11 protein-coding genes are annotated in these 11,762 nt (G+C 71.2%); 6 read left to right on the top strand and 5 right to left on the bottom strand.

What is annotated here, in order from left to right; translation table 11 throughout:
- Window positions 1-53: 53 nt before the first annotated feature.
- Window positions 54-1,175, bottom strand: coding sequence for an esterase family protein (locus I3F54_RS18365; protein ID WP_240119896.1), 1,122 nt, complete (start codon window positions 1,173-1,175; stop codon window positions 54-56).
- A 229-nt stretch (window positions 1,176-1,404) separates the two neighbouring features.
- On the opposite strand from I3F54_RS18365, the gene I3F54_RS18360 reads away from it, so the two are divergent.
- From I3F54_RS18360 to I3F54_RS18335, 6 genes are all read left to right on the top strand, one after another.
- Complete coding sequence (locus I3F54_RS18360) at window positions 1,405-3,216, top strand: phosphatidylglycerol lysyltransferase domain-containing protein (protein WP_240119895.1); 1,812 nt, start codon at window positions 1,405-1,407, stop codon at window positions 3,214-3,216.
- A gap of 123 nt (window positions 3,217-3,339) precedes the next feature.
- Complete coding sequence (folP, locus tag I3F54_RS18355) at window positions 3,340-4,377, top strand: dihydropteroate synthase (RefSeq protein WP_240119894.1); 1,038 nt, start codon at window positions 3,340-3,342, stop codon at window positions 4,375-4,377.
- Window positions 4,374-4,877 carry a nuclear transport factor 2 family protein gene (locus I3F54_RS18350; protein ID WP_240119893.1) on the top strand — a complete coding sequence of 168 codons (504 nt, stop codon included), beginning with the start codon at window positions 4,374-4,376 and terminating at the stop codon, window positions 4,875-4,877. Before folP ends, I3F54_RS18350 begins: the two co-directional genes overlap by 4 nt.
- A 259-nt stretch (window positions 4,878-5,136) precedes the next feature.
- The gene (gene folB / locus I3F54_RS18345) at window positions 5,137-5,496 is read left to right on the top strand and encodes a dihydroneopterin aldolase (protein ID WP_240119892.1); all 360 of its coding nucleotides are present in this window, start codon (window positions 5,137-5,139) and stop codon (window positions 5,494-5,496) included.
- A complete protein-coding gene (folK, locus tag I3F54_RS18340) occupies window positions 5,493-6,104 on the top strand; it encodes a 2-amino-4-hydroxy-6-hydroxymethyldihydropteridine diphosphokinase (RefSeq protein WP_240119891.1) in 612 nt (203 codons plus the stop codon). The genes folB and folK overlap by 4 nt, the downstream gene beginning before the upstream one ends.
- 82 nt (window positions 6,105-6,186) lie before the next feature.
- Complete coding sequence (locus tag I3F54_RS18335) at window positions 6,187-6,675, top strand: DUF3180 domain-containing protein (RefSeq protein WP_240119890.1); 489 nt, start codon at window positions 6,187-6,189, stop codon at window positions 6,673-6,675.
- 251 nt (window positions 6,676-6,926) lie between these two features.
- Here I3F54_RS18335 and folE read toward each other — a convergent pair whose 3' ends face one another.
- The 4 genes from folE to tilS all read right to left on the bottom strand — a co-directional run bounded on the left by folE (window position 6,927) and on the right by tilS (window position 11,591).
- Window positions 6,927-7,532 (bottom strand): GTP cyclohydrolase I FolE, encoded by a 606-nt coding sequence (folE, locus tag I3F54_RS18330; RefSeq protein WP_240119889.1) that lies wholly within the window; start codon window positions 7,530-7,532, stop codon window positions 6,927-6,929.
- A gap of 153 nt (window positions 7,533-7,685) precedes the next feature.
- Window positions 7,686-9,725 (bottom strand): ATP-dependent zinc metalloprotease FtsH, encoded by a 2,040-nt coding sequence (gene ftsH / locus I3F54_RS18325; protein WP_240119888.1) that lies wholly within the window; start codon window positions 9,723-9,725, stop codon window positions 7,686-7,688.
- Window positions 9,726-9,909: 184 nt separating this feature from the next.
- On the bottom strand, window positions 9,910-10,470 hold the full coding sequence (gene hpt, locus I3F54_RS18320) for a hypoxanthine phosphoribosyltransferase (RefSeq protein ID WP_240119944.1): 561 nt from the start codon (window positions 10,468-10,470) through the stop codon (window positions 9,910-9,912).
- 77 nt (window positions 10,471-10,547) lie between these two features.
- Window positions 10,548-11,591 (bottom strand): tRNA lysidine(34) synthetase TilS, encoded by a 1,044-nt coding sequence (gene tilS / locus I3F54_RS18315; protein WP_240119887.1) that lies wholly within the window; start codon window positions 11,589-11,591, stop codon window positions 10,548-10,550.
- Between the last annotated feature and the right edge of the window lie 171 nt (window positions 11,592-11,762).

Raw genomic sequence — 11,762 nt, 5'->3', positions numbered from 1 at the left:
GGAGGGGCACCGGGGAGACGGGGAGCCCGCGCAGGAAGGGCGTCGGCGGCGGCTCAGGAGAGGCGTCCGCTCAGCCACTCCAGGGCCGGCGGGATCTCACGCCGCCACGTGTTGAAGTTGTGCCCGCCGGACTCCAGGACGATCGACGAGACCCGTGTCCGGTTGGTCGCCTTCACCTGCTGGATGAACCTCATCGTGGCCCTGTAGTTGGGTTCTCCGAGCTTGCTGCTGGTGACGAGCAGCGAGGTGTCGGGCGCCGCCTCGTGCCGAAGGCACCAGAACAGGTCCGCGCGGTTGCGCAGCAGCTCGTCGCCGTGGAAGAGATCTCCGGTGGTCGGGTCGTTCGGCGCCCTGTAGTACGCCGACAGGCCGACTCCCGCCGCGAACGTCCTCGGGTGGTGCATGGCCACCTTCAGGGCGCAGTAGCCGCCCGTGGAGTCGCCCACGATGCCCCAGCTGCCGGCCTTCGTGCCCACCCGGTAGTGGCCGCCGACGGCCTCGGGCAGGTCCTTGGCGAAGAAGGACTCCGTCTGCGGTCCGCCCGGTATGTCGACGCACTCGGTGTCGCGGGGCGGCGCCACCGTCGGCCGCAGCATCACCAGGATCATCGGCTGCATGCGGCCGTCGCGCGCGAGTGCGCGCGCGGTGCGGGGGTAGTGCAGCTTGTCGACGAGCGCCTCGGCCGTGCCCGGGTAGCCGGTCAGTACGACCGCAGCGGGGAACGTGCGTGTGCGGTACTGCGCCTGGAAGTACTCCGGCGGCAGGTACACGTAGGCAGGGGTCGCGATACCGGTCGTTCGGCCGGCGATCGCGACCTTCTGTATCTGGCCCCCGGTCTCGGGGCGGACACCGCCGCGCGCCGCCACGCGCCGGGTGTCGAGGACGCGCAGCGGGCCGTCCGGCCCGCGGCCGCTGGTGTGGTCGACGACCACTCCCTGCTCGGTCTCCTGCCCGAACAGGTCCGCCCAGCTGGCGTAGAAACCGAAGGCCTGGTTCGCGCCGAGCCCCACACAGGCGAACAGCGACACCTGCGTGGCGAAGAGCAGGCCGATGCGCCCGCCGACGGCACGCCAGTTCCGCCGGGCAAGCCGTGGCCACAGCCACACGGTGCCGACGAAGAGCAGCACGGCGACGAGGACCGCCAGTACCAGCACCTTCTTGCTCACGAGTCCCATGAGGTTTCCTGCCTGCGCTTTCCGCCCGGCCCGGCCGCCTCCCGCTCCTTCGCGAGGGCTTGCCCCGGACTTTCCCCAGCCTTTGAACCGGCTTTGACGGAGTGAGTGAACCTCTCCCCCCGAGACACCGTCCTAGAGGGCGCAATGTCGCCGGATGCCCCAAAGGGCACCGGATTCAAGGTCTCTCGCAGAACTACGGGATGCGATGTCTGTCAGGGAAGATGGGGAAATGTCCGGCGGGGTTCCGAGTCGATCAAGCCGCGTGCGCCGCCTGGTGCGGGGCCCGCGCCCCGAGGCCGTTCCCGTCCTCGTCGCCCGGGCCTGCACGCTCGTGGGCCTGCTGGACGTCGCCGCGGGCGTCTTCCCGCGCTTCCGGCACAGCCGGATGCACGCCCTCGCGGAGGTACTGCCCGGCTCGTTCGGCCCGTTCGCCGCGGCGCTCTCGCTGAGCGCGGGCGTCCTGCTCCTTCTGCTCGCGCACGGCCTCAAGCGCGGCAAGCGCCGCGCCTGGCGGGCCGCCGTCGCGCTGCTGCCGCTGGGCGCGGCGGCGCAGTTCACCTACCGGCACTCGATCCTCGGGGTGATCATCTCCCTGGCGCTGCTCGCGCCGCTGCTCGTCCACCGCGACCAGTTCGCGGCGCTGCCCGACCCGCGCAGCCGGTGGCGCGCGCTCGCCAACTTCGTGCTGATGAGCGCCGGTTCCCTCGCGCTGGGCTGCGTGATCGTCAGCGTCCACCCCGACCGCATGGTCGGCAGCCCGAGCCTGGCCGACCGCCTCACCCACGTGTTCTACGGCCTGTTCGGCTTCGAGGGCCCGGTCGACTACCAGGACAGCACCTCCTGGACGGTCGCCTTCTCCCTCGGCGCCCTGGGTCTGCTGACCGCGGTCACCACCATCTACTTCGCCTTCCGGCCCGAGCACCCCGCCGCCCGCCTCACCGAGGAGGACGAGGCGCGGCTGCGGGCCCTGCTGGACAAGCACGGTGGCCGCGACTCCCTGGGCCACTTCGCACTGCGCCGCGACAAGGCCGTCGTCTTCTCCCCCAGCGGCAAGGCCGCGGTGACCTACCGCGTGGTCTCCGGTGTGATGCTCGCCAGCGGCGACCCCATCGGCGACGTCGAGGCCTGGCCGGGCGCCATCGAGCGTTTCATGGACGAGGCCAAGGCGCACTCGTGGACGCCCGCCGTGATGGGCTGCTCGGAGACCGGTGGTGAGGTCTGGACCCGGGAGACCGGGCTCGACGCCCTCGAACTGGGCGACGAGGCGGTGGTGGACGTCGCGGATTTCTCGCTCGCCGGCCGCGCGATGCGCAACGTGCGCCAGATGGTCAAGCGCATCGAGCGGGCCGGTTACGAGACCCGGGTCCGTCGTGTACGTGACCTGGGCGAGGCCGAGGTGGAGCGGATCCGCCGGGCCGCCGAGGACTGGCGCGGCACCGACACCGAACGCGGCTTCTCCATGGCGCTCGGCCGCATCGGCGACCCCTTCGACGGCGACTGCCTCATCGCCACCGCCCACAGGGCCGACGCCGAGCAGGGTCCGTACGGTGACCTGAAGGCCATCCTGCACTTCGTGCCGTGGGGCCGCGACGGGGCCTCCCTGGACCTCATGCGCCGTGATCGCGCCGCCGACCCCGGCATGAACGAACTGCTGATCGTCGCGGCCCTCCAGGCAGCCCCGAAGTTCGGCATCACGCGCGTGTCGCTCAACTTCGCCATGTTCCGCTCGGCGCTGGCCCGCGGCGAGAAGATCGGCGCGGGCCCGGTGCTGCGGGCCTGGCGGAGACTGCTGGTCTTCCTCTCGCGCTGGTTCCAGATCGAGTCCCTGTACAAGTTCAACGCCAAGTTCCAGCCCCGCTGGGAACCGCGCTTCGTGGTCTACCGGGCCTCCGCCGACCTGCCGCGCATCGGCATCGCCGCCATGCAGGCGGAGGGCTTCGTCGACCTGGCCCTTCCACTGCCGCGCTTCCTGCGCCGACGGACGCTGGGCGCCCGCCCGTGCGCCCACACGGTGGCCGAGCGGGACGTCCGCGCCGCCTGACCGGAAACCCCGGGTGGCACCCGGGCACGCAGGACTGGCCCGGGCGGAAGCCCCTCCCCCCTCCAGGGCTTCCGCCCGGGCCGCACGGCGCTGAGGCCCCGGTGCGGGGCCTACGCTGAACATATGAGCAACCACAGCGGACGCGGGAGCGTCGCGGGCCTTCCGGCATGGGACCGCTGCGCCGTCATGGGCGTCGTGAACGTGACCCCGGACTCCTTCTCCGACGGTGGCCGCTGGTTCGACACGACGGCCGCCGTCAAGCACGGCCTCGACCTGGTCGCGCAGGGCGCCGACCTCGTCGACGTCGGCGGGGAGTCCACCCGGCCCGGCGCCACCCGGGTGGACGAGGCCGAGGAGCTGCGGCGCGTCATCCCGGTGGTCCGGGGCCTGGCCTCGGAGGGCGTCGTGGTCTCCGTCGACACGATGCGCGCCAGTGTGGCGGAGCGGTCCCTCGCGGCCGGCGCGGCGCTCGTGAACGACGTCAGCGGGGGTCTCGCCGACCCGGCGATGATCCCGGCGGTCGCGGACGCCGGCGCCCCGTTCGTCGTCATGCACTGGCGCGGCTTCCTGGAGGGCGGCAACGTGCAGGGCGTCTACGAGGACGTCGTCACCGAGGTCACCGAGGAACTACGTGCGCGCGTGGAGGCGGTCCTGGAGGGCGGTATCGGGCCCGACCGCATCGTCGTCGACCCCGGTCTGGGCTTCTCCAAGAACGCCGAGCACGACCTGGCCCTCCTCTCGCACCTCGACCGCCTGCTGGCCCTCGGGCATCCGCTGCTCGTCGCCGCCTCCCGCAAGCGGTTCCTCGGCCGGGTGCTCGCCGGGCCGGAGGGCTCCCCACCACCGGCCCGGGAGCGCGACGCGGCGACCGCCGCTGTCTCCGCGCTCGCGGCGCACGCCGGCGCGTGGGCGGTGCGCGTACATGAGGTGCGCGCCACGGCCGACGCCGTACGGGTCGCACAGGCCGTGGAAGAGGCACGCGCCACAGGACACGCGCTGGGCGCGGGAATCCCGGCCGGGGCGCATGCATCGGAGCGCACGCCGGGCGTGGACACAGTACGCGGGGCTCGGATCGCCGACGGCACGCCGGGCGTGGGCACCGCCGGCCGCGCCGTGCGGCACGGCGCCGAGGACGCCCAGAGCGCAGAAGGCTCCCGGTGAGCGCCCCCCACACGGACGTCGAGCAGGTCGAGGCCGCCAACGCCGCGTTCTACGAGGCCCTGGAGCAGGGCGACTTTGAGCAGGTCTCCGCGCTCTGGCTCACCCCGTCCGACCTGGGCGTCGACGAGGAGTACCACGATCCGGCCGATACCGGCGTGATCTCCTGTGTGCACCCTGGCTGGCCCGTGCTCACCGGCCGCGGCGAGGTCCTCAGGTCGTACGCGCTGATCATGGCGAACACCGACTACATCCAGTTCTTCCTCACCGACGTGCACGTCTCCGTCACCGGGGACACCGCCCTGGTGACCTGCACCGAGAACATCCTCAGCGGCGGCCCCGCGCCCGCCGAGGGCGAGGAGCTGGGGCCCCTGGTCGGCCAGCTGGTGGTCGCCACCAACGTGTTCCGCCGCACGCCCGAGGGCTGGAAACTCTGGTCCCACCACGCCTCCCCCGTACTGACCGAGAACGACGAGGACGAGGACGACGGGTCACCCGCGTGAGGGGCGCGGTCCCTGCGGAAACCCTCCGCAGGGACCAGGGAGTGGTTGGAATCACCGGGCCGCGGGTATACGCGGCTACCAAACCGTGAGCGGGCGGGTTCCCCGGGGGAAACGTGCGATGAAACCTGACCGTCCCGAACCGGCGCCGCGCCCCTCCGCCCGGTGCCGTCAGTGCCCGCAGGTAGATTCGGCTGAGGCCGGTCTGCCGCCCGCACACGGCAGACGCCGGCCGCTACCGACGATTGCAGGAGTGATTCGCGTGGATCGTGTCGCGCTGCGCGGCCTGAAGGCCCGCGGGCACCACGGTGTGTTCCCCCGGGAACGCGAGGAGGGCCAGACCTTCGTCGTGGATCTCGTCCTCGGCCTGGACACCCGGCCGGCCGCGGCCGACGACGACCTGGCGAAGACCGTGCACTACGGCATCGTGGCCGAGGAGGTCGTCGCGGTCGTGCAGGGCGAGCCCGTCGACCTCATCGAGACACTCGCCGAACGCATCGCCCGGACCTGCCTGGAGCACGAGGGCGTCGAGGAGGTCGAGGTCTGCGTCCACAAGCCGAACGCGCCGATCACCGTCCCCTTCGACGACGTGACCGTCACCATCACCCGGAGCCGAGTATGACCGCGCCCTTCACCGGTGGTCACAGCGACCCGACCGTCCAGCCGGTGCCCGCCTCCGTCGTCGAGGCGGTGGACGCCGCCGACACCACGCTCCAGAACCCTCAGCGGGCCGTGATCGCTCTCGGTTCCAACCTCGGCAACCGCCTGGAGAACCTCCAGGGTGCCGTCGACGCCCTGGAGGACACCCCCGGTGTGCGGGTCAAGGCGGTCTCCCCCGTCTACGAGACGGAACCGTGGGGCGTGGAGCCGGGTAGCCAGCCGTCGTACTTCAACGCGGTCGTCATCCTCAGGACCACACTGCCGCCGTCCTCCCTGCTGGAGCGGGCACACGCCGTGGAGGAGGCGTTCCACCGCGTCCGCGACGAGCGTTGGGGCCCGCGCACCCTCGACGTCGACATCGTCGCCTACGCGTCGGTCCTCTCCGACGACCCGCAGCTGACCCTCCCCCACCCCCGTGCCCACGAACGCGCCTTCGTTCTCGCGCCCTGGCACGACGTGGATCCGGAGGCCCAGCTGCCCGGCCGCGGACGCGTCGCGGAGCTGCTCGACACGGTCACCCGGGACGGCGTGGCCCCACGCGAGGACCTGGAACTCCAGCTGCCCGAGTAGTCGTTAAGGTCAAGACGACCACGGGACGGCCGGACCTCGGGCGAGCCGCTCTCGACCACGTCCGGGGAGCTGAAGGGACACCGTGAAAGAGCTGCGCATCAGGGTGCTGGCCGGTGTGTTCGTCGTCGCCGGAGTGCTGTCCTGGGCGGGAGCCCGGCTGTGGGACGCGGTGGGGACACTCCCCCGCGTCCCGCTGGCCGCCCCCATCGTGCTCGCCCTGATCGCCGTCGTGCTGCTCGCGACGGCCGTGTCCCTGCGGGCCCGTTTCAGGGCCCAGCGCGAACGGCGCCCCGACGCCAAGGGCGTCGATCCCCTGATGGCCGCCCGCGCGGTCGTCTTCGGCCAGGCCAGCGCCCTGGTCGCCGCCCTGGTCGCCGGGATGTACGGCGGCACGGGCGTGTTCCTGCTGGAGTTCCTCGACATCCCCGCCCGCCGCGATCAGGCCATCTACGCCGGCTTCTCCGTGCTGGCGGGCATCGCGGTCATAGCGGCGGCCATCTTCCTGGAGCGCGTCTGCAAGCTCCCCGAGGACGACGAGCACAACGGCGCGGGGGCCTCTCCGGCGTCATGACGGCGACCCGCCCCGCCGGCCTGCGCCGCCAGCCGGCGGGACGGGTCGGTCCCGGCGGGACGCCGAATGCGGCACGACCGGGGCGGGCGCCGTTGTGCGGCGTGTCCCGGCCGGAGAGCCGCCGCCGTGAAGGACGCAACGCCGCGTGCCCCTCCTCGGCTCGGTCGGGGCACCCCGCCCCGCGAAGTGTGCCGCCCGTCCCCGGCTCCCGGCCGCGCTGACGGGTCGGCCGCGCTGACGGGTCGGCCGGTTCAGCGCGCCAGTATCAGGCTCATCGCCTCGGCCCGCGTCGTGGCATCCCGCAGCTGGCCCCGCACCGCCGACGTCGTGGTCTTCGCACCGGGCTTGCGGATGCCGCGCACGGACATGCACATGTGCTCCGCCTCGACGACGACGATCGCGCCACGCGCCTCAAGGATCTTCATGAGGGAGTCGGCGATCTGCGTGGTGAGTCGTTCCTGCACCTGCGGGCGCCGCGCGAACACCTCGACGAGCCGCGCCAGCTTCGACAGCCCCGTGATCTTGCCGGTCTCGGCCGGGATGTACCCGACGTGGGCCACCCCGTGGAACGGCAGCAGATGGTGCTCGCACAGGGACACGATCTCGATGTCCTTCACCAGGACCATCTCGTCGTGTCCCAGGTCGAACGTCGTCGTCAGTACGTCCTCGGGCTCCTGCCGCAGGCCCGCCAGAAGCTCCCGGTACGCGCGTGCCACCCGGGCCGGCGTCTCCCTGAGCCCCTCGCGCTCCGGGTCCTCACCGACCGCGATCAGCAGCTCGCGTACGGCGTTCTCGGCGCGCTTCTCGTCGAACTCGCCGATGGATCCCTCGCCGTCCAGCGTCACGGGGTCGGTCATCTGGTGCCTCGTTCCTGTGCCTTTCGCGCGTGTGGGCCACGCGCCCGATCTGCGGACATACGAAGATGCCGCGCCCCCCAGGCTAGAACCAGGGGGGCGCGGCATCCATTCCGGGCCCGGTGGGCCACCGGGCCCGGCTCGGTCGCTTCGGCGTCAGCCGTCCGTGCGGTCCTCCGTGGCCGGCTCGGCGGCCGGGGCGGAGTCGGCCGCCGTGGACTTGACGGTGCTGATCGCCGGGGTGGCGCCGTTGGCACCGTTCGTCAGCGCGAGCTCCTTGGGGGAGAGCACCGGCGGGCGGGTGGACGGCGTGCGGCGCGCGGAACCGGTCCACGCGGGCCGGGGCGGGCGCTTCACGATCGGGGCGAAGATCTCGGCGATCTCCTCCTTGCCCAGGGTCTCCTTCTCCAGGAGGGCCAGGACGAGGTTGTCGAGGACGTCGCGGTTCTCGACCAGGATCTCCCAGGCCTCGTTGTGCGCGTTCTCGATGAGCTTCTTGACCTCCTCGTCCACCAGCGCGGCGACCTCTTCCGAGTAGTCGCGCTGGTGAGCCATCTCACGGCCGAGGAAGGGCTCGCTGTTGTCGCCGCCGAACTTGATGGCGCCGAGACGCTCGGTCATGCCGTACTGCGTGACCATCGCGCGGGCCACGCTGGTGGCCTTCTCGATGTCGTTGGCCGCGCCGGTGGTCGGGTCGTGGAAGACCAGCTCCTCCGCCGCACGGCCGCCCAGCATGTACCCGAGCTGGTCGAGCATCTCGTTGCGGGTGGTCGAGTACTTGTCCTCGTCGGGCAGGACCATCGTGTAACCGAGGGCCCGGCCGCGGGACAGGATGGTGATCTTGTGCACCGGGTCGGAGTTCGGCGAAGCCGCCGCGACCAGGGCGTGACCGCCCTCGTGGTACGCGGTGATCTTCTTCTCCTTGTCCGACATGATCCGGGTCCGCTTCTGCGGGCCGGCCACGACGCGGTCGATCGCCTCGTCCAGCATCTTGTTGTCGATCAGCTTGTTGTTGCTGCGGGCCGTCAGCAGGGCGGCCTCGTTCAGCACGTTCGCCAGGTCGGCACCGGTCATGCCGGGGGTGCGGCGCGCCACGGCGTTCAGGTCGACGTCGGGGGCGACCGGCTTGCCCTTCTGGTGGACCTTGAGGATCTCCAGGCGGCCCTGGAGGTCCGGCGGGTCGACGGCGATCTGCCGGTCGAAGCGGCCCGGGCGCAGCAGCGCCGGGTCGAGGATGTCCGGCCGGTTGGTCGCGGCGATCAGGATGACGCCGCCCTTGACGTCGAAGCCGTCCATCTCGACGAGCAGCTGGTTCAGGGTCTGCTCGCGCTCGTCGTGACCGCCGCCGAGGCCGGCGCCGCGGTGGCGGCCGACCGCGTCGATCTCGTCGACGAAGACGATCGCCGGGGCGTTCGCCTTGGCCTGCTCGAAGAGGTCACGGACACGGGAGGCGCCGACACCGACGAACATCTCGACGAAGTCGGAACCGGAGATCGAGTAGAAGGGCACCCCGGCCTCACCGGCGACGGCACGCGCGAGGAGCGTCTTGCCGGTACCGGGACGGCCGTACAGCAGCACACCCTTGGGGATCTTGGCCCCGACGGCCTGGAACTTGGCCGGCTCCTGGAGGAACTCCTTGATCTCGTGGAGTTCCTCGACGGCCTCGTCGCAGCCCGCGACGTCGGTGAAGGTCGTCTTGGGGGTGTCCTTGGTGATGAGCTTGGCCTTCGACTTCCCGAAGTTCATCACCCGGGAGCCGCCGCCCTGCATCTGGTTCATCAGGAACAGGAAGACGACGACAATGAGGACGAAGGGGAGCAGGGACAGCAGAATGCCGACGAACGGGTTCTGCTTCGACGGTGAGACCGTGTAACCCTGCGGGATCTGCTTCTGCTCGAACTTGCTCTGCAGCGTGCTGGCGATGGTCACGCCCTGGTCGCCGATGTAGCTCGCCTGGATCTTCGAGCTGTCCTTGACCTTCTCGCCGTCCTTGAGCGTGACCTTGATGGTCTGCTCGTCACCGGTGGTGAGCTTGGCCGACTCGACCTTGTTCTCGTTGATCGCCTGGACAACCTGACCTGTGTCCACCGTCTTGTAGCCGCCGGACGAGCCGACGACCTGCATCAACACGACCACGGCAAGGACGGCCAGCACGATCCACATGACCGGCCCACGGAAGTATCGCTTCACGTCCATCCACACGGAGCGGTGCCGCCCCGTCCCTCCTGCCATAGTGAGTCTGATAAGACAGTTCTTCTGACGGTACCCCAGCATGGTGGCCCGAAGCCGCACAGGACGGCTGGCAATCCCGTCTGCATGGTCCAACGGCGCGACCGCCGCCGGGGTTCCCGGTCTTCCCTCCGCGTCCTACGGCGCCGTGCTAGCCACCGTAGACGTGAGGCGCGAGCGTACCGACGAACGGGAGATTCCGGTACTTCTCGGCGTAGTCGAGGCCGTAGCCGACCACGAACTCGTTGGGAATGTCGAAGCCGACCCACTCCACGTCGATGGCGACCTTGGCGGCGTCCGGCTTGCGCAGCAGCGTGCACACCTCCAGGGAGGCGGGCTCGCGGGAGCCGAGGTTGTTGATCAGCCACGACAGCGTCAGACCGGAGTCGATGATGTCCTCGACGATCAGGACGTGCCGCCCCTTGATGTCGGTGTCGAGGTCCTTGAGGATCCGTACGACGCCGGAGGACTGGGTGCCCGCGCCGTAGGAGGACACGGCCATCCAGTCCATGGTGACCGGGGTGGACAGCGCCCGGGCGAGGTCGGCCATGACCATCACGGCGCCCTTGAGGACGCCGACGATCAGCAGATCCTTGCCCGCGTACTCCGCGTCGATCTTCGCGGCCAGCTCGGCCAGCTTCGCGTCGATCTCTTCCTTGGTGATGAGCACCTGCTTGAGGTCGGCACCCATGTCTTTCGCGTCCACCCGCATCACTTTCGGTCGGTCGTCCCACCGGCCTGCGCCGGACCTCCGGGACCCGTGTCAGCGGGCCGGTGGGAACTCCGGATTCAGCCTTGCCGAATCACCAGTCTGCCACCCTGCCGCTGGGCGACGACTTTGCCGGGCAGATTGATCACGCCCTGGCCGCGCCAGCCGGTGATCAACCGGTCGACTTCCTCGATGTGGCGGGCGAAGAGCGAGCCGGCCGGGGCACCCGCCTCGATGGCGGCGTGGCGCAGGATGCGGCGGCGGACGGCAGGCGGCAGGGCGTAGAGCTTGGCGCACTCCAGCAGACCGGCGGCGTCACGGACGCCGGCCTCGGCCTGGCCGGCCCACGCGTCGAGTGCGTCGGCGTCGTCGCGGGAGAGCTGGGCCGTACGGGCGAGGGCCTCGACGACGCCCTTGCCCAGGCACTTCTCCAGGGCGGGCAGGCCCTCGTGGCGCAGTCGCGAGCGGGTGTACGCGGGGTCGGAGTTGTGCGGGTCGTCCCAGACGGGCAGGGACTGGACCATGCAGGCCTTGCGTGCGGTCTGCCGGTCGAGCTGGAGGAAGGGGCGCCGGTAACGGCCGCCGGCCCCCGAGACCGCGGCCATTCCGGACAGGGAGCGGGTACCGGAGCCGCGGGCGAGGCCGAGCAGGACGGTTTCGGCCTGGTCGTCGCGGGTGTGGCCGAGCAGGATCGCGGTGGCACCGTGGTGTTCGGCGGCGGCGTCGAGGGCGGCGTACCGGGCGTCGCGGGCGGCGGCTTCGGGACCGCCGTCGCGGCCGACGGTGACGGCGGCGGACACCACCGGGTCGAGACCGAGGTCCCGCAGGCGCAGGACGACGTCCGCTGCCCGCCTGTCGGAGCCTGACTGCAGGCCGTGGTCGACGGTGACGCCGCCCGCGCGGAGGCCGAGCCGGGGGGCCTCGAAGGCGAGGGCGGAGGCGAGGGCCATGGAGTCGGCGCCGCCGGAGCAGGCCACGAGGACGAGCGGCGCGGTCGGGCGTACGGGCGTGCCGTGCGCCGGCGCCGCTGCGGAGGCGTCGGTGTCGCTGTGTTCGGTGAGGATGTCATGGAGGACGCGGCGGACCGCCAGGCGTATCGCCGCGACCGCAGGATGGGGACCCATGTCCGGTTCCCTTCATGAAGTTTTCGGGGGGTGAGCCCGTAGTCGGTCACTCAGAGTGTGTAGATGGTGACAGAAATGGGCGGTTCCCTGAGCATTGCACGCCTGTCCACGGCCCACGGTCCCTCGGACGGGTGATTGGGAGGGCGTTCGCCTGCCGTGGGCCGGACGTGT

This window comes from Streptomyces sp. MUM 2J, from assembly GCF_022414535.1.
In the GTDB taxonomy this organism is placed as follows: Bacteria; Actinomycetota; Actinomycetes; order Streptomycetales; family Streptomycetaceae; genus Streptomyces.
The sequence above is the reverse complement of the archived record's forward strand: the minus strand, read 5'-3'. Positions and strand labels throughout refer to the sequence as shown.

Coding starts and splice junctions, on each gene's coding strand:
- I3F54_RS18365 (WP_240119896.1), bottom strand. CDS start 1,175: ATGGGACTCGTGAGCAAGAAGGTGCTGGTACTGGCGGTCCTCGTCGCC.
- folP (WP_240119894.1), top strand. CDS start 3,340: ATGAGCAACCACAGCGGACGCGGGAGCGTCGCGGGCCTTCCGGCATGG.
- ftsH (WP_240119888.1), bottom strand. CDS start 9,725: ATGGACGTGAAGCGATACTTCCGTGGGCCGGTCATGTGGATCGTGCTG.
- hpt (WP_240119944.1), bottom strand. CDS start 10,470: ATGCGGGTGGACGCGAAAGACATGGGTGCCGACCTCAAGCAGGTGCTC.
- tilS (WP_240119887.1), bottom strand. CDS start 11,591: ATGGGTCCCCATCCTGCGGTCGCGGCGATACGCCTGGCGGTCCGCCGC.
- folE (WP_240119889.1), bottom strand. CDS start 7,532: ATGACCGACCCCGTGACGCTGGACGGCGAGGGATCCATCGGCGAGTTC.
- folK (WP_240119891.1), top strand. CDS start 5,493: ATGACCGCGCCCTTCACCGGTGGTCACAGCGACCCGACCGTCCAGCCG.
- I3F54_RS18360 (WP_240119895.1), top strand. CDS start 1,405: ATGTCCGGCGGGGTTCCGAGTCGATCAAGCCGCGTGCGCCGCCTGGTG.